General features: G+C 56.9%; 25 protein-coding genes. 17 read left to right on the forward strand and 8 right to left on the reverse strand.

Annotated elements, in window-relative coordinates; translation table 11 throughout:
- Nucleotides 1-202: 202 nt before the first annotated feature.
- Nucleotides 203-1,207, reverse strand: a complete 1,005-nt coding sequence (locus tag C2846_RS07795) for an MFS transporter (RefSeq protein WP_131038211.1) — start codon at nt 1,205-1,207, stop codon at nt 203-205.
- 602 nt (nt 1,208-1,809) lie between these two features.
- On the opposite strand from C2846_RS07795, the gene C2846_RS07800 reads away from it, so the two are divergent.
- The 6 genes from C2846_RS07800 to C2846_RS07825 all read left to right on the forward strand — a co-directional run bounded on the left by C2846_RS07800 (nt 1,810) and on the right by C2846_RS07825 (nt 6,687).
- The gene (locus C2846_RS07800; RefSeq protein ID WP_165443792.1) at nt 1,810-2,232 is read left to right on the forward strand and encodes a hypothetical protein; all 423 of its coding nucleotides are present in this window, start codon (nt 1,810-1,812) and stop codon (nt 2,230-2,232) included.
- A 17-nt stretch (nt 2,233-2,249) separates the two neighbouring features.
- A complete protein-coding gene (locus tag C2846_RS07805) occupies nt 2,250-2,831 on the forward strand; it encodes an adhesin (protein WP_240638172.1) in 582 nt (193 codons plus the stop codon).
- Nucleotides 2,832-2,874: 43 nt separating this feature from the next.
- Nucleotides 2,875-3,870, forward strand: a complete 996-nt coding sequence (locus tag C2846_RS07810; RefSeq protein WP_119701164.1) for a hypothetical protein — start codon at nt 2,875-2,877, stop codon at nt 3,868-3,870.
- A gap of 68 nt (nt 3,871-3,938) precedes the next feature.
- Nucleotides 3,939-4,619, forward strand: coding sequence for a C39 family peptidase (locus C2846_RS07815; protein ID WP_420849034.1), 681 nt, complete (start codon nt 3,939-3,941; stop codon nt 4,617-4,619).
- A 37-nt stretch (nt 4,620-4,656) separates the two neighbouring features.
- Nucleotides 4,657-5,391 carry a hypothetical protein gene (locus C2846_RS07820; RefSeq protein ID WP_119701166.1) on the forward strand — a complete coding sequence of 245 codons (735 nt, stop codon included), beginning with the start codon at nt 4,657-4,659 and terminating at the stop codon, nt 5,389-5,391.
- Nucleotides 5,392-5,421: 30 nt separating this feature from the next.
- The gene (locus tag C2846_RS07825; protein ID WP_420849029.1) at nt 5,422-6,687 is read left to right on the forward strand and encodes a transporter; all 1,266 of its coding nucleotides are present in this window, start codon (nt 5,422-5,424) and stop codon (nt 6,685-6,687) included.
- 8 nt (nt 6,688-6,695) lie between these two features.
- Here C2846_RS07825 and C2846_RS07830 read toward each other — a convergent pair whose 3' ends face one another.
- The gene (locus tag C2846_RS07830) at nt 6,696-8,045 is read right to left on the reverse strand and encodes a sigma-54 dependent transcriptional regulator (protein ID WP_080050650.1); all 1,350 of its coding nucleotides are present in this window, start codon (nt 8,043-8,045) and stop codon (nt 6,696-6,698) included.
- 210 nt (nt 8,046-8,255) lie between these two features.
- Between C2846_RS07830 and C2846_RS07835 the strand changes: the two genes are divergently transcribed.
- Entirely contained in the window at nt 8,256-9,626 is a 1,371-nt protein-coding gene (locus tag C2846_RS07835) for a UDP-glucose dehydrogenase family protein (RefSeq protein ID WP_080050651.1), read from the forward strand.
- A gap of 10 nt (nt 9,627-9,636) precedes the next feature.
- Here C2846_RS07835 and C2846_RS07840 read toward each other — a convergent pair whose 3' ends face one another.
- Together C2846_RS07840 and C2846_RS07845 are read right to left on the reverse strand one after the other, a co-directional pair.
- Nucleotides 9,637-11,769, reverse strand: coding sequence for a TonB-dependent siderophore receptor (locus C2846_RS07840; RefSeq protein WP_119701167.1), 2,133 nt, complete (start codon nt 11,767-11,769; stop codon nt 9,637-9,639).
- A gap of 92 nt (nt 11,770-11,861) precedes the next feature.
- Nucleotides 11,862-12,755 carry an AraC family transcriptional regulator gene (locus C2846_RS07845; RefSeq protein ID WP_205890131.1) on the reverse strand — a complete coding sequence of 298 codons (894 nt, stop codon included), beginning with the start codon at nt 12,753-12,755 and terminating at the stop codon, nt 11,862-11,864.
- A gap of 148 nt (nt 12,756-12,903) precedes the next feature.
- Between C2846_RS07845 and gorA the strand changes: the two genes are divergently transcribed.
- Complete coding sequence (gene gorA, locus C2846_RS07850; RefSeq protein ID WP_119701168.1) at nt 12,904-14,268, forward strand: glutathione-disulfide reductase; 1,365 nt, start codon at nt 12,904-12,906, stop codon at nt 14,266-14,268.
- A 34-nt stretch (nt 14,269-14,302) separates the two neighbouring features.
- Nucleotides 14,303-14,941 (forward strand): trimeric intracellular cation channel family protein, encoded by a 639-nt coding sequence (locus C2846_RS07855; RefSeq protein ID WP_080050656.1) that lies wholly within the window; start codon nt 14,303-14,305, stop codon nt 14,939-14,941.
- On the opposite strand, the gene C2846_RS07860 is transcribed toward C2846_RS07855, so the two are convergent.
- A complete protein-coding gene (locus C2846_RS07860) occupies nt 14,935-15,429 on the reverse strand; it encodes a copper chaperone PCu(A)C (protein WP_119701169.1) in 495 nt (164 codons plus the stop codon). The genes C2846_RS07855 and C2846_RS07860 overlap by 7 nt on opposite strands.
- A gap of 236 nt (nt 15,430-15,665) precedes the next feature.
- Between C2846_RS07860 and C2846_RS07865 the strand changes: the two genes are divergently transcribed.
- From C2846_RS07865 to C2846_RS07890, 6 genes are read left to right on the forward strand one after another with little or no spacing between them, the layout of a single operon-like run.
- Nucleotides 15,666-16,025, forward strand: coding sequence for a PilZ domain-containing protein (locus C2846_RS07865; RefSeq protein ID WP_119701170.1), 360 nt, complete (start codon nt 15,666-15,668; stop codon nt 16,023-16,025).
- Between the two features lie 36 nt (nt 16,026-16,061).
- Nucleotides 16,062-16,775, forward strand: a complete 714-nt coding sequence (locus C2846_RS07870) for an ABC transporter ATP-binding protein (RefSeq protein WP_119701171.1) — start codon at nt 16,062-16,064, stop codon at nt 16,773-16,775.
- A 2-nt stretch (nt 16,776-16,777) separates the two neighbouring features.
- Nucleotides 16,778-19,138, forward strand: coding sequence for an ABC transporter permease (locus C2846_RS07875; protein ID WP_119701172.1), 2,361 nt, complete (start codon nt 16,778-16,780; stop codon nt 19,136-19,138).
- A 3-nt stretch (nt 19,139-19,141) separates the two neighbouring features.
- Complete coding sequence (locus C2846_RS07880; RefSeq protein WP_119701173.1) at nt 19,142-20,329, forward strand: efflux RND transporter periplasmic adaptor subunit; 1,188 nt, start codon at nt 19,142-19,144, stop codon at nt 20,327-20,329.
- Between the two features lie 50 nt (nt 20,330-20,379).
- Nucleotides 20,380-20,595: a dodecin gene (locus tag C2846_RS07885; protein WP_080050664.1), complete on the forward strand. Its 216-nt coding sequence runs from the start codon at nt 20,380-20,382 to the stop codon at nt 20,593-20,595.
- Between the two features lie 34 nt (nt 20,596-20,629).
- Nucleotides 20,630-21,502: a D-hexose-6-phosphate mutarotase gene (locus C2846_RS07890; RefSeq protein WP_119701174.1), complete on the forward strand. Its 873-nt coding sequence runs from the start codon at nt 20,630-20,632 to the stop codon at nt 21,500-21,502.
- Nucleotides 21,503-21,511: 9 nt separating this feature from the next.
- On the opposite strand, the gene C2846_RS07895 is transcribed toward C2846_RS07890, so the two are convergent.
- The gene (locus tag C2846_RS07895; RefSeq protein WP_119701175.1) at nt 21,512-21,949 is read right to left on the reverse strand and encodes a group II truncated hemoglobin; all 438 of its coding nucleotides are present in this window, start codon (nt 21,947-21,949) and stop codon (nt 21,512-21,514) included.
- A gap of 183 nt (nt 21,950-22,132) precedes the next feature.
- Nucleotides 22,133-23,086: an alpha/beta fold hydrolase gene (locus C2846_RS07900; protein ID WP_119701176.1), complete on the reverse strand. Its 954-nt coding sequence runs from the start codon at nt 23,084-23,086 to the stop codon at nt 22,133-22,135.
- Between the two features lie 143 nt (nt 23,087-23,229).
- On the opposite strand from C2846_RS07900, the gene C2846_RS07905 reads away from it, so the two are divergent.
- Nucleotides 23,230-24,066: an AraC family transcriptional regulator gene (locus C2846_RS07905; RefSeq protein ID WP_119701177.1), complete on the forward strand. Its 837-nt coding sequence runs from the start codon at nt 23,230-23,232 to the stop codon at nt 24,064-24,066.
- 32 nt (nt 24,067-24,098) lie between these two features.
- On the opposite strand, the gene C2846_RS07910 is transcribed toward C2846_RS07905, so the two are convergent.
- Nucleotides 24,099-24,980, reverse strand: coding sequence for a LysR family transcriptional regulator (locus C2846_RS07910; protein ID WP_119701178.1), 882 nt, complete (start codon nt 24,978-24,980; stop codon nt 24,099-24,101).
- 94 nt (nt 24,981-25,074) lie between these two features.
- Between C2846_RS07910 and C2846_RS07915 the strand changes: the two genes are divergently transcribed.
- Nucleotides 25,075-25,965, forward strand: coding sequence for a cation diffusion facilitator family transporter (locus C2846_RS07915; protein WP_119701179.1), 891 nt, complete (start codon nt 25,075-25,077; stop codon nt 25,963-25,965).
- Nucleotides 25,966-25,969 lie beyond the last annotated feature (4 nt).

A 25,969-nucleotide genomic window follows, 5' to 3' on the forward strand; every position in this document is an offset into this window, starting at 1 on the left:
CTTGGTTAATCCTCTTTCAGCCTCGCTAAGAAATAGAGGATTACCAGGGGATTGTCCGCTGATTAAATCAGTTCGATGACGCCCCAATTGTCGCTGACTTGTGTTGGACAAAAAACCACCGACGGGGCTTGGCTCTGCCCATCCTGGGCGTCGACCGCCCAGAACAGGTCAGCGTCAACGGAGCTACTGAGCTTACGTGCAATTAAGCAGTGCTGGCTTGAAGGGGCTCACTTCCTGCCGCTACTGCTTTGTTTATATCAGCCTGTATCAGCGCAGCAGATGCAGGCCCAAATAGCACACACAAAGTCACAATCAACCAGGTTGGCCTTGCTTTCTTGCTTATCGTACCGTCCGTTGCGGCATTGATATGGTCATTCACGGTTGCCATCATAATGGGGTACAAAAAGGGGATGAAAACACAGAGCCAAGCCGAAGCCTTAGCTGACAACAAGTTGGAAGAGTCACCCAAGGATCGTACCTCTCCATGCACTCTATACACCCAGTAAAGAAAGTAAAAAGGCACTAGCAGGCAAAGGAGGAAGACTTCAACAGGTTCTCTCTCCTTGACTGAGAGAGTAACTCCTCTCTGCGGTGGCTCTGCGTTAAAGAGCATGTTACTGAGAGGGATTATAAGAAGCATAGCTATGATGATCGGCATAACCATCGCTAAAAAAAACACCCAGGAATTCAGCTGATCAAGTGTAAAAGTAAAAGTTGCCGGAACAATTAATGGCCCACTCGCATATTGAATGGCTGTCATCACGCCAAACGCGACCACAAAGGTTTCTGCGCGCCCCTCTGGCCCTACAAGAAATGCAGGAACAGCAATGGCGACAGCCCCCGTTATCAGGCCAAACAAAAACACACCGAAGAATAAGAGTGGCACGTTACTGGAAAAACTAATGAATGCTATTCCAACGAGAGCTAACACCCCGTATAAGAAAAACACATGGTGGCTTTTGCTTCTGACAGCAGACCAAGCCAGTAAAAACCCAAAAATACCGGCAAAAGTTTTTATGTTGCTGGCGACCACCATAGAGGATGTTGGCAGCTCCGCCAGGCTCATAAAGCGGAATATCAAGGAAGAGTACAGAAAATTTCCCACGCCGCAAATTAAAACAAAATAGCCTAGCAACCCCCAGAACCGATAACTGCTGAGTTGGTCGGCCCAAGACCATGAAGTCGATCCGTCTTTTAAACTATTCATATCGTCCCTGTACTGCTTAGTTTGAATTGTGAAAATTGATAACTTGACCGCGCCCTAGCGCAGCTTAAAACCGGCAAAATAATCGCATGGCAATATCATCAGCGTCAAAGATCAAGACCACTTTTGCCGTGTTTTGTGGGCCAGTTCAGGCTTTCTCAGGCAACAAGTTTTCGAGGACGTGGAGCCGCGAATCGCTCGGAATCTGATAGGCTGCCGAGCTAACAGCCATTTGAAATGGCTGTTATGGCCCGTTTCAATTCTGAAACAACCGGTTACAGATCCTCTGCTGCTGTTACAGCGCTGAAACACTGCAGGACAATATTCGAGTTCACTTCAAGCCTGCGGGCGCTCGGGCTTTAACCGAGGAAAGGCCAGAAGCAGACTGATAAAAGTGTTTCATTGATGAAACAGATCGCGTCGAAACCTTCTCCGCAAAAACACCTATCTCATTAAAATATAAGGCTTTTTATTTTAGGGCATGAGTTCTGCTTTGTTTTGTGCGTTACACCCAACAACATAAGCGAAAAAAAGCCATGGACACAGGATGTATCGTAGGGCTGCGGTATCTGTTGTTCTTTTTCTGCCTGATGCCTGCCATTGTCATGACGCCTCCCGCATTCGCTGCCGGCGGTGACATCATCATTATCCGCGAGGTCCAGCCTCGTAGCGCAACACGTCCGCCACTGGTCCCCGATCCCAATCCACACATCGTCAACCCCAAGCCCAATGCGGTCATTGATCAGGGGCTGAGCAATCTGACTGCTCCCGGCGAACTCAGCGACAGTGATTTCGCCAATGTCACCGGGGGACACGGGATTCAGCACCATCTGACCAATCCTCAGGGTCCGCATGCGGTTGGGGAGCACGTCCAGCGCGGCAGTGCCGGTGTCAATCAGCAGAATATCCCCGCATCGCCTGGAGCCAGCCACATTGGTGGCAGTCGCCTTGGCAACAATATCGATGGCCAGGTCAATCGAAGTCTGCAGCAGGGCTTGAGTCCTCTGCAGCAGTTGCAAGGGCGATAGTCACAAGGAGTTCGATCATGCGTACAACCATGCGGCACGCCCTGAGTTTTGCTCTGGCGCTGAGCTTCTGCGCGCAGCTCTCGGCGGATCAGCAAGATCAGGCCCAGATCCATAATTCGCTCCAGGGCTACAGCGGCAACGCCATGGTCAACCAGGCGGCCGGCAGTGCTCAGCAACAGGTCAATGCTCGGGCCATTGCCGCCGGCGAGCACGCCTCGGTTCAGGTCCGCCAACAGCGCGACCAGATTGCCGAAGAGGCCGGCCAGTTGGATGCCAGCAGTCATATCACAGGCAATGCATTCAGTGCCGGCAACGGCATCCTGGGAGTCAATCAGAGTGCCGGTGTCGGCAATCAGCAGATCAATGCTTTCAGGCTGGGTTTTGGTGCTCTGCCAGAAAGCCTTGACGACAGTGGGCTGGCGCAAAGTGCTGCGCCGCTGTCGATCAACTCGGGTGCAGAAGTACCCAACAACGGCGAACGCCTGGTCGAGATCGATGACCAGGCCTTTGTGGGAAGTCGTGGCGCGGTGCAGCTGAACCAGAGCGCGGGGGTTGGTAACCGGTCGGTAAACAACCTCGGCATACGGATCATCGATTGATCCGTTGGCAGTCAACTAAACGCAACACAAGGAGATCCACATCATGAAGACGCAAAGAGTACTCACTCCGCTGGCATTCGGGCTGGCTGTAGCCATTTCTGGCTCAGCCTATGCCGTAGGTGATGGGGCTTCTGCGGTGATCTATGACACCCAGAAGAACTTCAACAATGAGGTGCTGAATCAGGGAACCGAGAATACCGCTTCGGTGAATGATTCACTGAACAGTGCTTCGGGCAATGTCGGGGTCAACGTCGCGGCTGGTGACAACAACCAGCAAGCCAACGCTGCAGCGGTGGCCACAGCTGACGCGTTGTTTGTTTTTGGTTTCCCGGTTGTCGCCTCGGCTCAGGCCAGCATCGATGTTCAGCAAAAGGAGTTCAACAACGACCTGACCAACTACAGCGTGCCCAACGATGCGTCGTTGAACAATTCGGCCAACGACACTTCGGGTAATGTTGGTATCAACATCGCTGCTGGCAACTACAACCAGCAGAAGAACGACATGGCGATCGCTTCGTCCAGCAGTGCATTCACTGCGGCTGCCAGTGTGAATGTCGAGCAGAAGTCGTTCGGCAACAACACTGACAACCTTGCCGTACTGGACTATGGCAAGCAGTACGTCCACCTCAAGCTCAAAGCTGATGGCACCTATGAAGGGGTGTCTGATCAGATCGGTGACGTATATCTGGATGTCTGGGAAGGGCCGACTCATCCGGGCGGTGCCAATATCGGTCATATCGATGTGGACAGCGCGGCGCAAGGAGCGGTTGACCTGAACGGTGATGGCGGCGCTTTTGCCTTCAACGAAGAAGGAACCCTGGGTCTGAAGGGATCCGTCAGCGGCTATATCCCGGTTGTTGTCGGATTCACCGGGCCGGTCACCAACAATGCCACGATCAACGGTTCGCTGAACAATGTATCGGGTAATGTTGGGGTCAACGTGGCTGCCGGTGGTGGCAACCAGCAGAGCAACTCGCTGGCGATTGCTGCCGGTTGCACCGCCTGCCCCAATGGTGGTGGCGGTGGTGGCGAACTCTGAGCGCAAGCATCTGGACCCGGGCTTTGCCCGGGCTCCAGTAGAGGAGGGCTGCAATGCGTCAGTTGATCATGGCCGTAGTCTGTTTCGCTGCACTGGGCCTTGGCGCCGAGGTTAGCGAGGCGCGCGGACAGGGGTTTGCCGTTTTGCCGGGCGGCGGATTGGCTTTCAAGTCAGTTACCAGCATGCGTGAGCGGCGCTATTTGAATCTGGTTGAACAGAAAACCGATTTCAGTTGCGGCGCGGCGTCTCTGGCTACGGTCCTGAACCACGCCTATGGCTGGAGTCTGACCGAAGAGCAGGTTATCGAAGGCATGTTGGCCGAGGCCGATGTCGAGCAGGTCAGGACACTGGGTTTTTCGATGCTGGACATGAAGAACTATGTCGAAAGCATCGGGCTGCGCGCCAGAGGATATCGCATTGAGCCGGAACACCTGGAGCAGGTGCAGATCCCTGCAATCGTGCTGGTGGATATCCGGGGCTACAAGCACTTCGTGGTTATGCAGCGCAGCAGTGATGGCTGGGTCTACATTGGTGACCCGGTTCTGGGGCAGAAGAAGATGCCGCTCGACGAATTTGCCAATGGCTGGAACGGCATTGTGTTTGCTGTCATTGGCCCCGGCTATGACCGCAACAATGTTCTGCTGACACCGCCAGAACCCTTGACCGCCAGACACCGGTTGGACCGGTTCAGCCCTGTCAAGGATGCGGACCTGATGGAGTTTGGTTTTATCCAGAGTGATTTTTTCTAGCGCCTGTGCAAGAGCGATTACGCTCCAGGAGCGCAACATGAACATGAAGATGAAATGCTGCTTGATCGGGAGTCTGGCCTGCTTGAGTCTGCCAGTCAGCGCTCAAGGCCTGTTCCAGCCGGTCGAGCTTAGAGATGCGGAGCTGGCTGAGCTGCGTGGACGTTATGTGCTGCCGGACCGGGTCATTCATTTCGGCGTCACCATGACCACATTCTGGCAGAACAGCGCAGGTCAGGCGATTGGTGCTCAGGTCAACTTCCAGATGAATGGCAAAAGCGAGCCAAGCCTGCATGTAACCATGCTTGAACAGCTGGGCAACGGCGCAGTAGTCAACCCGGGAACCGGGCAGGTCATTGGCGGAGCAGGGCTGGGTAGCGTACAGGGTGTGGTTCAGAGTGTGCGTAGTGCCGGTGATTACAATGATGCATTGAACGATCTGACCATCAATATCAGCTCGAGCGAGCAGGTCTTTGCTCAAGGCGGTCAACCATGGAATGGCCCAACTCAATTTGCCAATGACGCAGGTGTAGTCCAGATCAACAAACACGCCGGGGGCTTGCAGATTGCCCTGCAGGCGAACCATGGCCAGGGCAGCGCTCAGCAGATCATGGGCGGAGGCAACCTCTCGCAACAGGCCAATATAGGCGGCAATCTAAACCAGGTATTCAACACCGCTGAACTTAACGTGGCCCTGCGCGAGAGAGCCTTGAGCATGGACCTGGCCAACTGTGCCTGGGAGCAAATGCGGGCCCTGCGCCCGGCAGGCTATTGAACAAGAACCGAATAGCGCAAGGATACTGTCATGTGCCGATACTGGCGTGGTGCGTTACTTGTAGTAATGGCCAGCAGTAGCTGTGCCCTGGCTCAGGGAATGAGCAGTGAAGAAGCAGTGCTGCGTCAGGAGTTGGAGGTACTCAAGCAGCGCTATGAGGCTCAGCAAAATGCGCTGATGATACTGGAGCAGCGCCTGCGTCAGCTGGAAGGCCGCACCAGCGAACCTGCTGCGCCCCCCGCAGCTCCGGCAGCAGCATCTGCGGCACCCGCTCAACCAGCAACACAGGTCGCCAGGGCAGAGGGTGGTTATGGCCAGACACTAAGAGAGTCATCCGAACCGCCACCTAGCGTTGAGGCTCTGTACCAGGAAGCCAGCGGTTTCTTCGGCGGCGGCACCTTCAGTATCGAGCCAGGGCTTACCTACAGTTATTACGATACCCGACAACTGTTTCTCAATGGCTTTCTGGCGCTTGATGCGATCTTTCTCGGCAACCTGGGGATCGATGAGATCAAGGCCAACACCTTCACCCTGGACCTGACCGGTCGCTACAACCTGCACCAGCGCTGGCAGTTCGACGTAAACCTGCCGCTGATCTATCGGCGTACCACCTATCAATCAGCAGGTGCCGGAGGCTCAACAGCCCAATTCAGCGAGAAAACCGTTACCGGTGATCCACGCTTGGGCGATATCAGCTTCGGCGTTTCCTACAAATTCCTTGATGAAGCCCCAGGACGCCCGGATGCGGTGGCCAGCCTGCGGATAAAAGCACCTACCGGCAAGGAACCTTACGGCATCAAGTTTGATCGTGTTTCAGGCAACACCAACCTCAGCGTTCCCGAGGATCTGCCGACCGGCAATGGCGTCTGGGCTATCAGCCCTGGTATTTCTCTGGTCAAGACTCTGGACCCGGCCGTGGTGTTCGGCAACCTGTCCTATACCTACCACAAGACCGAAAGTTTTTCAGACATCAGCACCGAGCGTAATGCCAAGGTTCCCGGCAAGGTCGATCTGGGTGATTACTTCCAGTTTGGCCTGGGGATGGCTTTTGCCTTGAATGAACGCATGAGTCTGTCCATGTCGTTTTCCGAACTGATCAGTCGCAGCAGCCGGATCAAGCCTCAGGGCGGCCCCTGGCAGAAAATCAGCGGCAGCGATGCCAATGCTGCCTATTTCAATATCGGCATGACTTATGCCGTGAACAATGACCTGACCGTAGTACCCAGTCTATCGGTTGGTCTGACACCCGATGCGCCAGACTTCACATTCAGCCTCAAGTTTCCCTATTACTTCTGAGCAGGGGGTTACCGCAAGTGATGCTTGTGCAGCAGTCGATAAAAGGTCGGGCGTGAAACGCCCAGCGCAGCTGCGGCTCGGCTGGCGTTGTTGGGAAACAGGCTCAGCGCGTCGCTCAGAGCGTGAGCTTCAGCGCGCAGTATATAGTCGTTGAGTGTATCTATGCGGCTGCGATGCGAGGGGGCCTGCTCCAGTCCCAGATCGAAAGCCTGGATCAGCCGCCCCTCTGCCAGGGCCATGCCGCGTCGAACCCGGTTGGCCAGTTCACGCACGTTGCCCGGCCAGTCGTAGTCAATCATGGCCTGCATGGCGTCCTCACTGAACCGTCGGGGCCGGCGCCCAACCTCAATCGCATACAGTTCGGCAAAATGATGAGCCAGTGGCGGGATATCTTCACGGCGTTCGTTCAGCCGCGCCGTTTGAACCTGCAGAACATTGAGACGGTAATACAAGTCTTCGCGAAACCGCCCCTGTTCGATAGCCTGCTCAAGGTCGATATGGGTGGCTGCCAGAACCCGGACATCGACATTGATCGGCTTGCTGGAGCCAACCCGCTCAATCTGTTTTTCTTGCAAAAATCGCAGCAGGTTGGCTTGCAACTCCAGCGGTAGGTCACCGATTTCATCCAGAAACAGCGTACCGCCATTGGCCTGCTCTATACGGCCAATCTTGCGCTGATGGGCGCCTGTGAAGGCGCCTTTCTCATGACCGAACATCTCTGACTGAATCAGGTGCTCGGCAATGGCCCCGCAATTGACGGGCACGAACGGCCCGCTGGCCCGCCGTGAGCGCCAGTGCAATGCTCTGGCCACCAGCTCTTTGCCGGTGCCACTGTCACCTCGAATCAGGACGGGGGAGTCAGTGGGTGCCAGTTTGCCAATCAAACCGTTGAGCTGTCGGGTGAGCTTGCTGTCGCCAATGATCTGGTAGCCTGCATTGATGGGCGTGGGCCGTTTGCGCAGTCTGGCCATGCCATAAGCCCGCCCCAACGCCACGCATACCCGCTCAGGCTCGAAGGGCAGGGTGTGGTAATCGAAAAACCACTCTCCGACAAAATTGCTGAAACTGGGGCACTGCATTGACTCAGGGCGTACAGCGGCCAACCATTCGGTTCCAGCCCGGCCAAGCAGGGCTTTCAAAGGCTCGGCGCGCTTAAGATGTGCATCATGAAGACGGATAAGGCCAACATCAAAGCCCTGGGCCGGAACTTCGGCCAGTTCACAGGTCGTGATGCTCCAGCCGCTGGCCTCCATGCGCGGAATCAGAGTCCGGCATTCCTGGCATGGGTCAACCAGCAGCAACCGGCGTGAATATTTCAAACCGGGGATGAGCTGGGCCAGTCCTTGGGTGTTTTCCATGAGTCTTTATTATGTGAGTGTTGGGGGTACTCCCTAAACATAGCAAGGCAATCCAAACCGGATGGACCGATTTCATCTAAGAGCCAGCAGCTATAAGTGAGTTGATGCATGTAGTGCTATTGTGTCATCAAGCCTTCAACTAGCGGTCATGGCGTCGTCATCCAGGTATGGCGCAATCGCGGTATCCCTCCACCATTTGGGAGTACAGCGATGCGTATCACGGTTATTGGGTGTGGTTATGTCGGATTGGTAACGGCGGCCTGTTTTGCCGAAATGGGCAACGATGTGATCTGTGTCGACCAGGACCGGGAACGGATCGCCGCGCTGTCTGACGGTCGTTCACCCATCTATGAGCCCGGAATTGAAGCCTTGCTGGCGGTCAATCTCAGCGGCCGCAGGTTGGCTTTTACCACGCGTCTGGACCAGGCCCTGGAACGCGCCGAGGTAGTCTTCATTGCGGTCGGTACGCCATCGAGCGCGGATGGTTCAGCGGATATTTCACAGATTCTCTCGGTAGCCGCCAGCCTGGGCCAGTACCTTATGGCGCCAGCGATTGTCGTCTGTAAATCGACCGCGCCGGTCGGTACCGCCTGTCGGGTTCAGGCGATTCTCGACCAGCATTGTGCCCGTCGCCATCTGAACTGGCGGGCCAGCGTGGTGAGCAATCCGGAGTTTCTCAAAGAAGGCGTGGCGATCAATGACTTCATGCGCCCGGACCGGATCATCATCGGGACTGAAGATGATCATGCCGCCGAGGTCATGTGCGCGCTGTATGCGCCATTCGTGCGCAACCACGAGCGGATATTGCTCATGGGCCGGCGCGCCGCCGAATTCAGCAAGTATGCCGCCAATGCTTTCCTGGCCACCAAGATCTCATTCATGAATGAAATGGCCAGCCTGAGCGCCAGGCTTGGAGTGGATATCGAGCAGGTGCGCAAGGGCATCGGCTCGGATCAGCGAATCGGCCACCAGTTCATCTATGCCGGTTGTGGTTATGGTGGCTCCTGTTTTCCCAAGGATATTCGCGCCTTGTTGCACATGGCCGAAGCAGAGGATCAACAGTTGCCGTTGCTGAGCGCTGTTGAGGCGCGTAACAGTACGCAAAAGCAATGGCTGTTTCGTCAGATCAGCACACGGCTTGGCAGCAATTTGCGTGATATGACCGTGGCGATCTGGGGCCTGTCGTTCAAGCCAGGCACCGATGATATCCGTGATGCGCCAAGCCTGGTGCTGGTCAAATCCTTGCTGGATGCAGGAGTACGGGTGCAGGCGTTTGACCCGGTCGCAGGAACGAATATCGCCAATCAGTTTGCTGCCGCGGTGGCTCGGGGCCAATTACAGTTGAGTGAAGATCAGTACCAGGCCGCTCGCTTTGCCGATGCGCTGGTGCTGGTGACTGAGTGGAAGCAGTTTCGCCAGCCGGACTTCATTCGTTTGCGTGAGCTGATGCGTCGCCCGTTGTTGATTGATGGGCGCAATCAATATGATCCGCAGGCGTTGCAGGCGCAGGGGTTCGAGTATGTCGGGGTAGGGCGACCCAGTGCCGAGCCGCAACAGCGGCCAGCACTAAGGATCGCCTAGGAAACTGCGCTCAGAACTCGTATTTGAGGCTGGCCTGAATGGTGCGTTCGGCGCCGAACCAGCAGTTGTTTTCGTCGTAGCAACTGTAATAGCGCTCATCCAGCAGGTTGTTGACCGACAGCCGGATACTGGCACCGGCCAGGCTAGTGTCCAATTCGCTCAGGTCATAACCAACGGACAGATCAACCAGACGGGCCGAAAGCACCTTGCCGCCGGTGTTGCGCTCGTTCAGTTCTGCCTCGCCGATATAGCGCCAGCCCAGTCCCAGACTGGTACCGGCCAGCGGGCCATTGTACAGCTCGTAGTTGGCCCATAGAGCAACCTGCTGCTCGGGAATCCATACCGGGGTGGTGCCCTTGAGGCCGCTGTTGTCTTTGGTCACCTCCACATCCTGCACTGTCCATGAGCCGCTCAGGTGCAGGCTGTCAGTCACCTGGGAGGCCAGCTCCAGCTCCACACCCTGGGAGCGTACTTCGCCGGCCTGGATCAGATCATAGGGACCGCCGTTCGGGTCGCGGGTCTGGACGTTGTCCTTGGTGATCCGGTAAACGGCCAGTGAACCGCTGGTGCGCCGGTCGGGGGCTGCGTACTTGATTCCAGCCTCCCACTGCTGGCCGTTAGAGGGTTCGAACTTGCGGCCATTGCGATCACTGCCGTTCATCGGCTCGAAGCTTTCGGCATAGCTGACGAACGGTGCCAGACCATTGTCGAAGCCATACAGCATGCCAGCGCGATAGGTAGTCTTGTTCTGCTTGAAGCTGTCATTGGTGGCGAAGCCGTATTTGACGCCTTTTTCGCTGCCCTTGAAGTGGTCACGGCGTACCCCGGCAATTACCACCAAGCGGCCGAGACGCATCTGATCCTGGAAGTAGAACCCGGTTTGCCGCTTGCTCAGATCGAATTTGCTGCTGTAGCCCGACGCGGCGAAATCCAGACTACCGGGATCGATCAGATGATGGTTGGGATTGAACAAGTCGATATCCGGTGCTAGCGCATCTTCATACCGAATCCGCGAATCCAGATCCAGGTAGTCGAGCCCCAGCAGCAGGTTGTGCTCCACTACGCCGGTACGCACCAGGCCAGACAACTGGTTGTCCATGGTTACGCCCTTGCTGCGCTCATCGGTCAGGTAGGCGCGACGGCTCAGCGTCCGCTCGTCAGCGGCCAGAACCGTGGAGTAGGTGTTTTTCTGCAGTACATCAGCATCCAGGAACCGGGTGTTGTGCAGGAAGCTCCAGTTGTCGTTGAACTGATGGCTGATCTTGTAGCCAGGCATCAGTACTTCACGGTCAAAGGTGTTCCAGTTAGCGTCACCACTGTAGGTGTCGGGGTCCAGCTTGCCGTTGCTGTTGCGCAGGAACAGGCCGCTGGCCGGCAAGGTGGTATAGATGCCCATGTCCGGATCTTTCTGATAGTACAGATTGAAATTGACCAGTGTGGCGTCAGTGACCTGCCAGTCCAGCGAGGGCGCCAGCATGATCCGCTCCTCCTCGGAGGTCTGGGCCTGACCATCCTTGCTGCGGGCCAGGCCGACAATGCTGTAGGACAGGTTGGAGTCACCCAGTTGGCCGCGCGACTCAACACTCAGCTCACGCAAGTCCTGGCTGCCGATCGCCAGTTGTACGCTGTTGTAGGGATCCTTGCCGGGCTTTTTGCTGATCAAATTGACCATGCCGCCCGGTGGCATATTGCCGTACAGGGTTGACGTCGGCCCCTTGAAGACCTCGACCTGCTCAACGGCCAGCAGGTCGATCTGCGGCTGCAGGTTCCAGTCGTTGTATAGCAATTGCAGGCCGTCATAGGCGTTCTGGTAATTGATGAAGCCGCGTACGTTGAACAGATCCAGCCGGGTTACCGCACCACCTCGCAGTTCGGTATTGACGCCCGGGGTGTAGCGTAAAGCGGCTGCTACCGAGTCGGCATTGCGCATGGACAGGGTGTTCTGGTCGATTACCGAGATACTTTGCGGCGTTTCCTGTGGGGCCAGCTGCGTTTTGGTGGCGGTGTTACGCTCGGTATTGCCGTAAATCACGACATCGTCCAGTTCGTGCTCATGCAGCTCGTTGGCCAAGGCCGGAGTGCAGAGCAGCGAAGCAATACTCAAGGCCAGCAGGGAACGCTGAAACGGATGGTGCGACTTCATTGGGGCTCCTGATCAGTAGTCTCGCATCAAATGCTAATGATTCGCATTTTATGCATTGCTGGCAGCAAGCCACTTAACATTTTGGGGCATATTCATCTAAGGGAAGGAGAGTGCCCATGTTGGCAGAGCGTGACCGGAACCCAATACTCCATGCGCGCATCCGGATTCTGAGGTTCGAAGTCTGGTGGATAGATCTCCAGATCGAAGCCATTGACCCCGCAATAGCCAGAGTCCGGCAGCCAACTCTGAATAAACCAGTCGATGAGATGTTCAAGCTGCCCAATCGGGCCATGACAGGGAACCACTGCATATTGCTGAGCGGGAACGCTCAACCTGCTCAAACCTTGATCATTGGCCAGCGGTGTGACTACTCCGGCCCAGTAGGGGATGCGTGCTTCAGGGTGGTTGTCACGCACATCGAGAACACCAATCCGAACCCGTGAACGGGTATCGGCTACGCGTTGGGCAAAGCGCTGCCATAGCCTGGGTACGCTGGTTTTGAAGTCAGGATTGGCAGCATAGAGCCCTGCGATTTCTCCAAAGACCCCCACAAGCTCAAATGCCGGACGTGTCTCAATCCGCACCTGCACCATTCGCTGCAAGACCGGGCTGTTACAGTCCGGTCGCAACGGTGTTCGCAGGCCGATGCGCACACCCCGCTGTCGGTATTGGCCAGGTGGACAGCCAAACATTTGCCGGAAACTGCGGCTGAAGCTGATTTCAGATTCAAAACCACAGGCCAGGGCGATATCCAGTTGCCGTAAGGGGGTATCAAGCAGCAACTCGGCAGCCTTGCTCAGGCGTAATTCACGGATGTACTGAGCGACGCTCAGGCCGGTATGCAGCATGAATACCCGCTGCAATTGCCAGCGTGACCAGCAGCTCAGGCTGGCCAACTGGTCCAGCGACAAGGCCTGGTCCAGGTGAGCATGAATATGCTCAAGCACCCGGCTGATTCGGCTGAAAGATGGATTGGCGATGGACAAAGGGAAGGCCTGACACAGAATACTCCCGCTAGCTTACGGATGAACAGGTCAAATGCAAGTGATTGTCGTTTACCTTGATTGATGTGGTAGGGATGCTGCCAGGTAAATACGGTATGCTCGGCTTTTTAAGCATTATGGGATTAAGCGCATGGCCGCATATGATTTTGATCTGTTCGTGATTGGCGCCGGTTCCGGCGGGGTACGTGCCAGCCGTATGGCTGCGGGCTTTGGTGCCCGGGTCGCCGTGGCCGAAGACCGTTATCTGGGAGGCACTTGCGTCAACGTCGGCTGTGTACCAAAAAAGCTGTTCGCTTATGCCGCTCATTTTGCCGAAGACTTCGAGGATGCCGCAGGCTATGGCTGGGATCTTCCGGCATCCGGGTTCAACTGGTCGCGCCTGGTCGAAAACAAGAATCGCGAGATTCTGCGGCTCAACGGTATTTATCGCAATCTACTGACTTCGGCCGGCGTTCAACTGATCGAAGGCCGGGCCAGACTACTCGACTCACATACCGTCGAGGTTAACGGCCAGAGCTACACTGCCGAACGAATTCTGCTGGCCACCGGGGGCTGGCCGCATATTCCCGAGTTCCCCGGCCGCGAACATGTGATCAGTTCCAACGAGGTGTTCTACCTGCCAGAGTTGCCCAAGCGCACCCTGGTGGTTGGCGGTGGTTATATTGCTATCGAGTTCGCCAGTATTTTCCATGGCCTGGGCTGTGATTCGACCTTGCTGTATCGCGGCGAACTGTTCCTGCGTGGTTTTGACCTGGGCGTGCGTGAGCATGTCGCCAAGACCCTGAAGGATAAGGGGCTGGACCAGCGCTTCAATGCCGATGTTGAACGCATCGACAAACAGCCCGATGGCAGCCTGCGTGTTGCACTGAAAAGCGGAGAAACACTGGACGCTGATCTGGTGCTCTATGCCACAGGACGCAAGCCGAATCTGGATGGCCTGGGGTTGGAAAACACCGCCGCAACTCTGGATGCCAAGGGCTTTATTGCCGTGGATAGTGACTACCAGACCCAGGACCCGGCAATTTTCGCCATTGGCGATGTAACCGATACCCTGCAACTGACTCCGGTTGCCCTGGCCGAAGGTATGGCCCTGGCCCGCCGGCTGTTTAAGCCAGAGGAGTATCGCCCGGTCGATTATGCCGATATCCCCACAGCGGTATTCTGCATCCCCAATATCGCCACGCTGGGCCTAAGCGAAGAACAGGCCAGGGCCAAGGGCTACCAGCTCAAGGTGTTTGAAAGTCGCTTCCGTGCCATGCGCAATACCCTGGCCGGACGTAGTGAACAAAGCTTCATGAAGCTCTTGGTGGACAAGGTTACCGACCGGGTGCTGGGCATTCACATGGTTGGCCCCGAAGCAGGGGAGATCGTTCAGGGGCTGGCAGTGGCGGTCAAGGCCGGCGCTACCAAGGCGGTTTTCGATGCAACCCTGGGTATCCATCCCACTGCAGCTGAGGAGTTTGTTACCATGCGCACCCCAACCCGGGAGGACTGACAATCCCGGTCTGACACTGCTGGAGCGTACCTGAATGACCTGGTTTTATGCGTTCGATCTGTTCGGTGTGGCGGTGTTCGCCATTACCGGGGCGCTGATGGCCGGACGCAAGTCCATGGACCTGTTCGGGGTGATGGTGATCGCCATCATCACCGCGCTGGGCGGCGGCACTCTGCGTGACGCCATTCTGGATAATCACCCGGTGAGCTGGATTCGTAACGACCTCTATATTCTGGTGGCCGTTCTGGCCGCCATCGGAACGGTTGTCTGGGTCCGTTTTACCCGGCCGATTCACGAAACCGGGCTGCTGGTGGCTGATGCCTTTGGCCTGGCGGTGTTCACCGTGATCGGTACCCAGGTTGCCCTGCAACATGATGTGCCGATCAGTGCTGCGGTGATCATGGGGGTAATGACCGGAGTGGCCGGCGGGGTGATGCGCGATATCATCTGCAACGAGATTCCACTGATCTTCCATAAGGAAATCTACGCCACTGCCTGCATCGCCGGCTCGCTGGTGTATATCGGTCTGTATTATCTGGGGATCCCGGAAAATCTCGATATTACTCTGGCTATCCTGACAGTCCTGGCGATTCGCCTGGCGGCAATTCGCTGGCACTTGGGGCTGCCACGGTTCCACCTGCTTGACCGGACACCCCCAAACGACGATCAGTGATGATGGTGGCCGTTGCCATGACCATGTTCATGTCCGTGTGACGGCCCATCCTGATCCTCGACCGCTACCTCGACCTCGATCTCACCGGCATGTTCGAATCGCAGCGTCAGCGGGAAACGCTCACCCGCCACCAACGGCTGTTGCAGATTGAACAGCATGATGTGATAGCCGCCTGGCTCGAAACTGATTTGCTGACCTGGCTCAACCACGACCTGTTCAATTTGCTGCATCTTCATCAGGCCATCGGCATGTACATGCTCGTGCAGCTCGGTATAGGCCGCTGCCGGAGTCTCGGCACCCAGTAACCGGTCAGCCTGGGATCCCTGATTTTCGATGACCAGATAAGCTGCACCAGTGGGCGCAACCGGTGGCATGGCGCGCGACCAGGGATGATCAATATGTAGCTCCCCGGCCCGGTATTCATGGGCAGAGGCCATACCGCTCAGCAGAAAGGCAGCACTGACTGTCAGAAACGCCTTGATCGACATGCAGAATCTCCTTGCAATAATGAGCCACGAGCCTAGCGCGCCAACTGGTTGCTGAACAAGGCCTATGAACTGGAACCCTCGATATCGGGCCATGCAACCGGCTCTTCAAGCTGATCCTTGTGGAAAATCAAGCGCAAAAATGTGGTTTGGTTAACCAATTGGAATAAATATGTGGCTGTTCGCCATCACTCAAATGACGCACACTGTGTTCAGAGGCGACCGTCAAGGAGTCGAGCATGTCAGCTAGTGGCAATGGTCTCGCAGTACAAGAACGCAGAAAACTGGAGCGTCATCACGTGAGTAGCAGCCTGGAGGTATTCGATCTGGATACCGGAGAGTTTCTGGGACGGGTGGTGGATTTACACACTGAAGGACTGATGCTGCTCAGTGAGCGTCCAATTGAGCTGTATCGCGGTTATGCACTGCAGGTCAACTTGCCGATGACTTTCGATGGCATGCGCGAAATTCTTCTCGATGCGCGCAGTCTCTGGCATCGTGAAAGCCTGGCGGGTGGCCAGTACTGGACCGGGCTGCACTTCACCCATTTGCCGGATGCCTCGCGGCGCTGTATCGAGCGGATGGTCGGAAGCGCTTGATGCTAGACTGGACCCGCTCATGGAGGGGTTCACTGTATGTCCGACAATCTGCCAGTATTTCGTACCCGCAACCTGATCCGCAGCTTCCCAATGGGTGAGGTCGAAATCCAGGCTTTGCGTGGCGTTGACCTGGAGCTGTACCAAGGCGAGTTTGTGGTGATGCTTGGGGCATCAGGCAGTGGCAAATCGACCCTGCTCAACATCCTCGGTGGCCTGGACAGTCCCAGCAGCGGCGAACTTCATTATCGCGACACTGATCTCAGCCATGCCAGCGATGCGACCCTGACGCGCTTTCGCCGTGAACATGTGGGTTTTGTCTTCCAGTTCTACAACCTGATTCCCAGCCTGACCGCGCTGGAGAATATCGCGATTGTCACCGACATTGCCTCCAATCCCATGCCTCCAGCCGAAGCGCTGGCACTGGTGGGGCTGGAAGGGCGCATGCACCATTTTCCCTCGCAACTGTCCGGTGGTGAACAGCAACGCGTAGCCATTGCCCGGGCTGTGGCCAAGAACCCCAAAGTCCTGCTCTGTGATGAGCCAACCGGTGCCCTGGACTCGAAAACCGGTATCCGCGTGCTCGAAGTGTTGCAGGACATCAATCGGCGCCTGGGTACTACTACTGCAGTAATTACCCATAACGCGGCGATTGCCGACATGGCCGACCGGATCATCCGTCTGACCGATGGACGGGTCAGCGAGGTGCGCAGCAACCACAGCAAACGCTCGCCTGCCGAACTGAGTTGGTAGTCATGCGGACCCTGCATATCAAGCTGCTACGCGGACTCTGGTCCTTGAAAGGGCAGGGTATGGCCATCGCCATGGTCATCGCTATTGGTGTAGGCATGTATGTCATGGCCCTGACCGCACTGGAATCACTGCGCGAAACCCAGAGTGGCTTTTACCATGACCAACGTTTCAGTGATGTGTTCGCCGAGCTCAAACGGGCGCCTGAAAGTGTCGCCGAACGAATTGGTGAGCTGCCCGGGGTAGCTGTGCTGGATACCAGGGTCCGGGCGCCGCTGCACATTCGCCTTAGTGGCTTCAATGAGTCGATTACCGGTCAGGCATTGTCAATTCCCGATGGCCGGCAACCGCAACTCAATCGCCTGTATCTGCGGGCTGGCGAGATGCCTGAAACTGGACGTGACGACCAGGTGCTGGTCAGTGAGGCCTTTGCCGAGGCTCACGCACTGGTGCCTGGCGATAGCCTCGACGTTGTCATCAATGGCCGTTTCCGGCAACTGCGGATCAGCGGCATCGTTCTGTCACCCGAATTCATTTATCAGATTCGTCCGGGGGATCTGTTTCCTGATTTCGCCCGCTATGCGTTGATCTGGATGAACCGTAGCGCATTGGCGGCAGCGTTCAATATGGAAGGTGCGTTCAACGATATGGTGATCCGGCTGGCACCCAATGCCAGCGCCGACGGGGTCATTGCTCAGCTTGACCCGATCCTCGAACCCTGGGGCGGGCTAGGGGCCTATGGCCGGGACGATCAGATGTCCCACCGCTACCTGGATGAAGAACTAGCCCAACTGGAAACCATGGCTCGCGTCCTGCCGCTGATTTTCATCGCTGTCGCTGCATTCTTGCTCAATGTGGTCAGTGCCCGGTTGATTCGTACCCAGCGCGAACAGATTGCCGTGCTCAAGGCCTTCGGTTATGACAACCTGACTGTGGCCGGGCACTACCTGGCACTGATCGCGGTTATCGTCTGTATTGGCGCCTTGCTTGGCGTGCTCCTTGGCGGCTGGCTGGCCAGTGGTCTGGCCGGTATTTACCAGGACTATTTCCGTTTTCCCTGGCTGCACTTTCGCGTGCGCCCGCAGGTGGCGCTGACCGGGGTGGTTATTGCTGGCGGTAGCGCACTGCTGGGAACTGTCGGTGCACTACGCACGGCCTTTCGGCTGCCACCAGCCCAGGCCATGCGCCCTGAGGCGCCGGCACGCTATCGGCGCACGCTGATTGAGCGCCTGGGGATAGGGTGGTTGAGTCAACCCTCGCGGATGATTTTGCGCAACCTGGAGCGCCAACCGGTGAAATCCGGGCTGTCGGTCATAGGTATTGCCCTGGCCGTAGCGGTCATGATGCTGACCGGTTTTCAGCAGGGCGCGATCGGTCATATGCTTGACGTCCAGTTCCGCCTGGCGCAGAAACAGGATCTCACCGTCTCATTCAGTGACCCAGTCGGCTATTCGGCGCTGTATTCACTGCGCAATCTGCCCGGTGTTTATCACGTCGAAGGCTTTCGGGCGGTACCTGCCACTTTGCGCAATGGTCACTATCGCTATCGGGGAGCCTTGCAAGGCTTTGAGCACCCCGCCAACCTGTTCCAGGTGCTTGACGCCACGCTGAACCCGATCCGACTGCCGCCAGAAGGCGTGTTGCTGACCGACCATCTGGCCAACCTGCTGGAGATAAAGCCGGGGGACTTGCTACAGGTTCAGGTGCTGGACGGACGCAGGCCGGAACTGGAGATCCCTGTGGTTGGCATTGTGACCGAATATATCGGTGTGGGTGCCTATCTCAGCCGTGACTACTTGAGCCGCCTGCTGGGTGAGGGTCCATCCTACAGCGGGGCCTTCATGGCGGCCGAAGCCGAACAGCTTGAACGCCTGCAACATGAACTGGAGGGTATGCCAAAGGTTCTGGGCGTGGCGCTCAGAGCCAGTAATATTGATGCTTTTCACCGGTTGATGGATGAAACCATCCTGGTGTTTACCTTGTTCAGCGTGCTGATGGCCGGCTGTATTGCCTTTGCCGTGGTCTACAACAATGCTCGCATCGCCTTTGCCGAACGTGGTCGTGAACTGGCCAGCCTCAGGGTGCTGGGCTTTACCAGGGCGGAAACAGCCTTCATTCTGTTGGGCGAGTTGATGCTGCTGACGTTACTGGCCTTGATACCGGGTTTTGTCATAGGGGCTGGGCTGTGCTGGCTGTTGACCTGGGGGATGCAAACCGATCTGTACCGAATTCCTTTGGTACTGACGCCCAGAACCTATGCCATGGCCACGCTGGTGGTTCTGCTGGCAACGCTGCTGTCGGCATCGCTGATCTGGCGCAAGCTGGTGCGGTTGGACATGATCGCGGCGCTCAAGGCTCCGGAGTAGGGAATGAAACATAGCAAACGCAGGCTGATTCTGGCGGGAGTAGGTGTGGCGCTGTTGCTGGCCTTGGGGCTAGGCTTCCGCTCACCAGCGATATTGGTGGAAACCGCCGAAGTGCAGCAGGGGCCGTTTCGGGTCAGTATCGAAGAAGAGGGCAGAACTCGGCTTGCCGATCGTTATGAAGTCTCGGCAGCGGTAGCCGGCCACCTCAACCGGATCGAACTGGAACCTGGCGACAGACTGGAGCCCGGCGACACCCTGTTCACTATCAACCCGTCGGCCAGCATTCCACTGGACAGCCGTAGCCGCTCCCAGGCCGAAGCTGCGCTGGCTTCCGCCGAAGCCGCATTGCTCGCTGCTCATAGTCTGGTTGACAGCGAGCAGGCTCGCCTGCAACTGGCTGAAACCGAGTTGAGTCGAATTCGGCGCCTGGTCAATGCAGGGCATGTTGCCGTAGACGCCCTTGACCGCGCCGAGACTGAACAGCGCCAAGCTGATGCAGCCTTGCGCTCGGCTCGATTTGCCGCCGATGTGGCGCGTCACGAACGGGATAATGCCCAGGCGGTTCTGGCAGTTACCAGCGGGCAGCCTGGGTCGGAAGCTCTGATCGTTCGTTCGCCCTTGTCTGCAACTGTTCTGCGCCGGCTGCGCCAGAGTGAAGGGCCGGTATTGGCCGGCGACAAGCTGCTGGTACTGGGCGATCTGGACAGTCTAGAAGTGGAAGTGGACGTCCTGTCCGCCGATGCGGTGCGTCTGCGCCCCGGGATGCCGGTAGAACTTGAGCGTTGGGGTGGCGATTCTTTGCTGAACGGACTGGTCAAGCGGATCGAGCCGGCGGGTTTTACCAAGGTCTCCGCCCTTGGGGTAGATGAGCAACGGGTTTGGGTCATAGTCGAATTGATCTCGCCACGTGCAGCCTGGCAGCATCTTGGCGATGGCTACCGGGTCGAAGCCCGCTTTGTGCAATGGCAGGCCGAGGAAGTGTTGCAGATTCCCACCAGCGCACTGTTTCGCCAGAGTGGCGGCTGGGCGGTGTACCTGCTAAACAATGGTCGGGCCCAGTTGCGAGAAATCAAACCTGGCCGGCGTAGCGGGCTGGTGACCGAAATAATCGAAGGTCTGGGGGCAGGGGAGCGGGTAATCCTTTATCCAGGTCAAGAGATAGCCGCTGGCACAAGGGTGAAGGAGCGCTGACCCAGCCCTGTGCCATACTGCAAGTACTGGCAAAGGAACCGGAGGCGACCATGTCTGACCATCATGTCTACAAGAAAGTTGAAATCGTCGGCTCGTCGAAAATCAGTATCGACGATGCCATCAACAATGCCGTAGCCGAGTGCAGTAAAAGTATCAAGAACGTAGAATGGTTCGAGGTGACGGAAACCCGAGGTCATGTCGTCAATGGCAAAGTAGGGCACTTTCAGGTGGTACTGAAAGTGGGATTCCGTATCGAAGGCAGCTAGTCTGCTCGAGCCAAAAGGAGCTTAAAGCGCGGTTATGACGGCAACACTACCTGAAGGTCTGGCGCTGACCCGCAATGCGCACGGCCGAGAATTCATTCAGATCAACCATCCGGCGGTAATCGCCACCATTGCTTTGGAGGGTGCGCAGGTGATCGACTGCGTACCTGCCGGCAAGCAGCCGCTACTGTGGATGAGCCCCATCGACCCGCGCATGCCGGGCACCGCTCTGCGCGGGGGCATCCCGCTGTGCTGGCCATGGTTTGGCAATTCCCGCCCCGGACCTGCCCACGGTATTGCCCGTACCAGTCCGTGGCAACTGATTGATGCCCAGCGCGATGATCAGCAGGTGCGTCTGCGCCTGGAGCTCGCAGAAGAGCAGATGAAAGCCTTGCTGCCTGATGAACGCTGGCATCTGCAGGTGGAGTTTGTAATCGGCAAACAGCTGAGCGTCAGCCTCACCAGCACCAACCTTGGCAAGCAGGCGCAACCACTGAGCCAGGCGCTGCACAGTTACCTGCCGGTAGCTGATATCACCCAAGCCAGCATTACCGGCCTGGAAGGCTGCCGTTACATCGACCAGCTGACCAGTCAGGAACACCGGGCCCAACCTGGGCCGGTCCTGATCGATCAGGAAGTCGACCGCATCTATTACGACCATACCGCACCGGTGATCCTGCACCAACACAACGGCCGTTGCCTGGAAGTCACTCGCGAAGGTAGTCACTCACTGGTGGTTTGGAACCCCTGGCAGGCCAAAGCCGCCAGACTCAGCCAGTTTCCCCAGGATGGCTTTCGCCAGATGGTCTGCCTGGAAGCCAGCAACGCCGGGCCTGATACCCGAGTGCTTGAACCAGGGCAAAGCCATACACTGGTAACCCGGATTCGCCAGGTGCCGGGGACCGGCTGAGCTCTGAGGTTACTGGTTGTCAGGCCCGTGCCGGGCTCTGGCAGCCTGAACCACGCGATCAGCCGGCACCCGTAACTGGCGCAGCAGATACTCCTTGAACTCCGGATGCCAGGGTTGGCGATCAATCGCCTGTGCCATACAGCCAAGCCAGGCATCACGCTCAGGCTCGCCGATCGGCCAGCGCGCGTGAAAGCTCGGAATACTGATCTGGCCATAACGCTCAAGGAACAACCTTGGCCCACCAAGCCAACCACACAGGAAGCGGGTGAGCTTATCGCGCGCTTCAGTCAGATTCTCTCTGTGCATGGCACGAATATCGGCCGCATCGGGCCAGCTATCCATGATCTGGTAGAAGTCGTCGACCAGTTGTCGAATACCGTCATAACCGCCAGCAGCTTGAAAGGACGCATCTTCCTGACCGTAGCGAGGCTTGTTTGAATCGTTCATGGGGGCTCAGGCAAGAGTGGAAGCAGGGGGTATTGTAGAGGCTGATCTGTGCCACTTGCATAGGCTAATACATAATTTAACATAATACACATTATACGAACTCAAAGATCAGGCTCACGCACTACAATATAAAGCCGTCCGCAGATTTTCACCTGCGGACGGCTTGTTCAAACAGCTGGACATTCAGTTCTTCAGAAACTCCAGCAGATCCTGGTTGAAGCGATCTTTGTGCGTGTCAGTCAAGCCATGCGACGCACCCGGGTAAACAATCAGTTTCGCGCCTTTGACCTGATCGGCTGACGCCTGTCCGGAAATATCGAGCGGTACGATCTGGTCGTCATCACCGTGAATGACCAGTGTCGGTACGTCGAACTTCTTCAGGTCCTCACGGAAATCGGTGGCCGAAAACGCTGCGATCGAGTCAAAGGTGTTCTTGTGGCCTGCCTGCATACCCTGAGCCCACCAGCTGTTGATCAGCCCCTGGGAGACTGCGGCACCAGGACGGTTGAAACCGAAGAACGGACCCGATGCAATGTCCAGATACAGTTGCGAGCGGTTCTCCAGCGAGGCCTTGCGCAGTCCATCGAACACTTCGAGTGGCACGCCGCCTGGATTGTCAGCGGTTTGCAGCATCAGCGGCGGTACCGCACTGACCAGCACTGCTTTCTTGACTCGAGCGGTACCATGGCGACCGATGTATCGAGCTACTTCGCCACCGCCGGTGGAAAAGCCCACTGCGGTTACATCCTTCAGATCGAGTGCGTTGATCACGGCAGCCAGGTCATCTGCGTAATGATCCATGTCGTTGCCATCCCAGGGCTGGCTGGAGCGGCCGTGGCCGCGGCGGTCGTGAGCGACCACTCGATAGCCCTTGTCTGCCAGGAAGATCATCTGCGATTCCCAGCTATCCGAATTGAGTGGCCAGCCGTGGCTGAAGGTAATGACCGGGCCATTCTTTGGACCCCAATCCTTGAAGTAAAGACGCACGCCGTCAGCGGTGATGATGGTGTTGCCCTCTACAGTGGCGCTGGCTGCAATCTGTGCGGGAGTAACGGGTTGCGAGGCATGTGCTGCGACGCCGGTCGCCATGGCAACGGCTAACAGACTGGCTGCGAAGGTATGAGAAAAGCTTTTCATGGTGATGTCTCCTGTGTTCAATCTTAAGAACGGTCGTCGGTGGTAAGTGGCCGGACGGTGTTGCCCGGTGATGTGTATTCTGTATGGGCAATCAGAACTATTGGTGATGTATAATCCTGAAAAATTGATCAGGAGTACTGATTATGTCTGACAGGCTTGCAGCACTGATGACCCACTTCCCGGTACGCGCACAGACGTTCAAGACCGAAACCTTACGTGGCACTACTACACTGACAAGCGATGGCACCCACGGGCGACTGCACCTGATACGCACAGGCTCGGTCGAGCTGCGCTACGCCAGGCAATCTCTGCAGGTCGAGCGTCCAAGCCTGCTGCTGTTACCTCGGCCGTTAACCCACCGCTTTGTTACTGACGCGGCACAGGGTGCAGACATGGTCTGTGCAGACTTGTCGTTTGAGGGTGGCGGGCATAACCCGATCGCTTCGGCGCTGCCGGATGTCATTTGCCTGCCGCTGGATGAGATATGGGGAGCCGAGCCGGTTCTATCACTGCTTTTCGAAGAAGCCTTTGAGCAGCGCTGTGGGCGTGTAGCACTGGTTGAACGCCTGTTCGAGGTGGTAATGATCCAGATCCTGCGCCAATTGATGGTCAGTGGAGACGTTAAAAGCGGCATGTTGTTGGGGCTGTCACATCCGCGTCTGCGCAATGCGCTGGTGGCCATGCATGAAACACCAGCACAGGAATGGGGACTTGAAGAGCTTGCCGCCGTAGCAGGAATGTCGCGCAGCGTATTCGCTACAACTTTCCGCGAAACGATTGGCATCACGCCGGGGCAGTATCTGCAAGGTTGGCGTGTGCGGCTGGCGCAAAAGGCGCTATTGCGTGGACGGCCATTGAAGGCAATTGCAACCGAAGTTGGCTACGGCAGCGAAGCCGCCCTCTCCCGTGCCTTTAAAGCGCAATCCGGGCAATCGCCGAGGGAATGGAAAAATCAGTCGGCTATCACGACCGATGGCTAACACCTACACGCAGCAGGTCCTTGATAGAAAACCTAGACCAGCCGTCCCAGGTATTCCTCAAGCTGTGCAGCCAACCAACTGACCACAGCACCTCCTTGGGCCCGCTCAGACTCCAGAGCACTGAAAACCTTCCACCACTGGGCGCTGCGATGGCGAATGAGTTTGAGGCGACCCTGACGGAGCTCTTCAGCGATCAACGGAAATGGCAAGTCGGCCCAGCCGGCGCCGGCAGTCACTGCATCGCAAATCAGTTCGTATTGGGTAAAGGCCAGAAAGTTATCGGTTTCTGCGGACTCTGCTACCAGTTGACCGTTGTCCATGTACGCCAAGGTGACCTGGGTGTGATTCATCAGATCATCCTGCAGTACCCGGGGTAATCGGCTTAGCGCATGTTCGGGAGCTGCTACGGTCATCATCCGTACGTCAGCCAGTTCACGAAACCACTGATAACCCTCGCTGGTGGGTGGCGGCATCAACCCATAGGCCACATCGACCGCTTGGTTAATGACCAGTGATGACAGCTCTTTGGGCGGCGCCAGATAGACCGACACGCTGGTTTGTGGAAATCGCTCCTTGAGCTGACGCAGTAGATCCAGCCAGAAACTCTCTGGCAAGGCGTCATCCCTGGCGATTCGCAGAACCGATTCGGCACCGCTGAGGTGCTGCTGGCAGCGTGAGTGGATCTGACGGGCTATGTGATTGAACCGGCGACAATCGGTCAATACCGCCTGACCAATCGTTGATAGCTGTAATTGGTTACCGCTGCGTTCAAACAGGTTGACGCCCAATTCGTCTTCCAGCGCCGCTAGCGCGGTACTGATGGTCGTGCGGCTGCGTTTCAGGCTGATGGCTGCAGCAGCAATGCTCCCCGCCTCCACCACGGCCAAAAAGGCTTCGATCTGCGATGTTCTCATAATATTTCAGCGCCGTTAATTCCGTCGCTCAGCGACTCACCCCACAGCATACACAGCGATAACATGGCCGCGCAATTTGAAGGAGCACGTAATCATGAATCTTTTATTAGCGCGGGAAAAGCCGGCGCTGACTCTATCCGTCCTTGTTGCTGGCAACTTTGCTGGTGCGGGGATCGCCTGGGGACTGTGGATCAACTCGCTGATGATCCTGTTCGATGGTGCCTACTCGATGATCAGCCTGTTGTTGTCACTGCTGTCACTCTATGCCGCCAAGGTTGTGCGGCAGCCGGCAAATAAGGCCTACCCCTTTGGTCGAGCCGCGATCCAACCGCTGGTGATTGCGGTCAAGGGGCTGGCCATTACCCTGGTGTGTCTGGTCTCGCTGGTGTCGGCCATGTACGCTTTGTGGCAAGGCGGCCGGCCTAGCAATGCCGGTATGGGGTTGTTGTTTGCGGCCATCAGCGTGGTCGGTTGTCTGGCCATCTGGTCCTATCTGCACTGGGTATCGAAGCAGCTGCAGTCGGACCTGGTCGTGGCGGAAAAGCGCCAGTGGTTCATGGACGCCGTGCTGAGCGCCGCGGTTATGCTGGGGTTTGCCCTGACAGTTCTGTTGAACCGGAGCCCCTGGGCCGAACTGGCGGTCTATGCCGACCCGCTGATGGTGGTACTGGTGTCGGGTTACTTTGTACTGGTACCGCTCAGAATGACTAGGGATGCCATCCGTGAACTGGTGCTGGCTGCCCCGCCTCGGGATTTGCGGCGCGCGGCTGAAAGTATCCTGAATGAAGTGGAGTTGCAGCCTATTGAGGTCAGAATGACAAAGATCGGTCCCTATCTTGTGCTGGATATAGACTTGCCAGCCAGTCAGGCGGCCACATTCAACCTGGTCAGACTGGCGCTATATCGCCGTCTGAGTCAGCTCCCCGTGCGCCCGGTGGTGTTTCTGAATGCGATTTCAGACACTGAGTATGCCTGGCAATCGTAGATCA

This window comes from Pseudomonas jilinensis, from assembly GCF_003586265.1.
GTDB classification, from domain to species: Bacteria; Pseudomonadota; Gammaproteobacteria; order Pseudomonadales; family Pseudomonadaceae; genus Halopseudomonas; species Halopseudomonas phragmitis.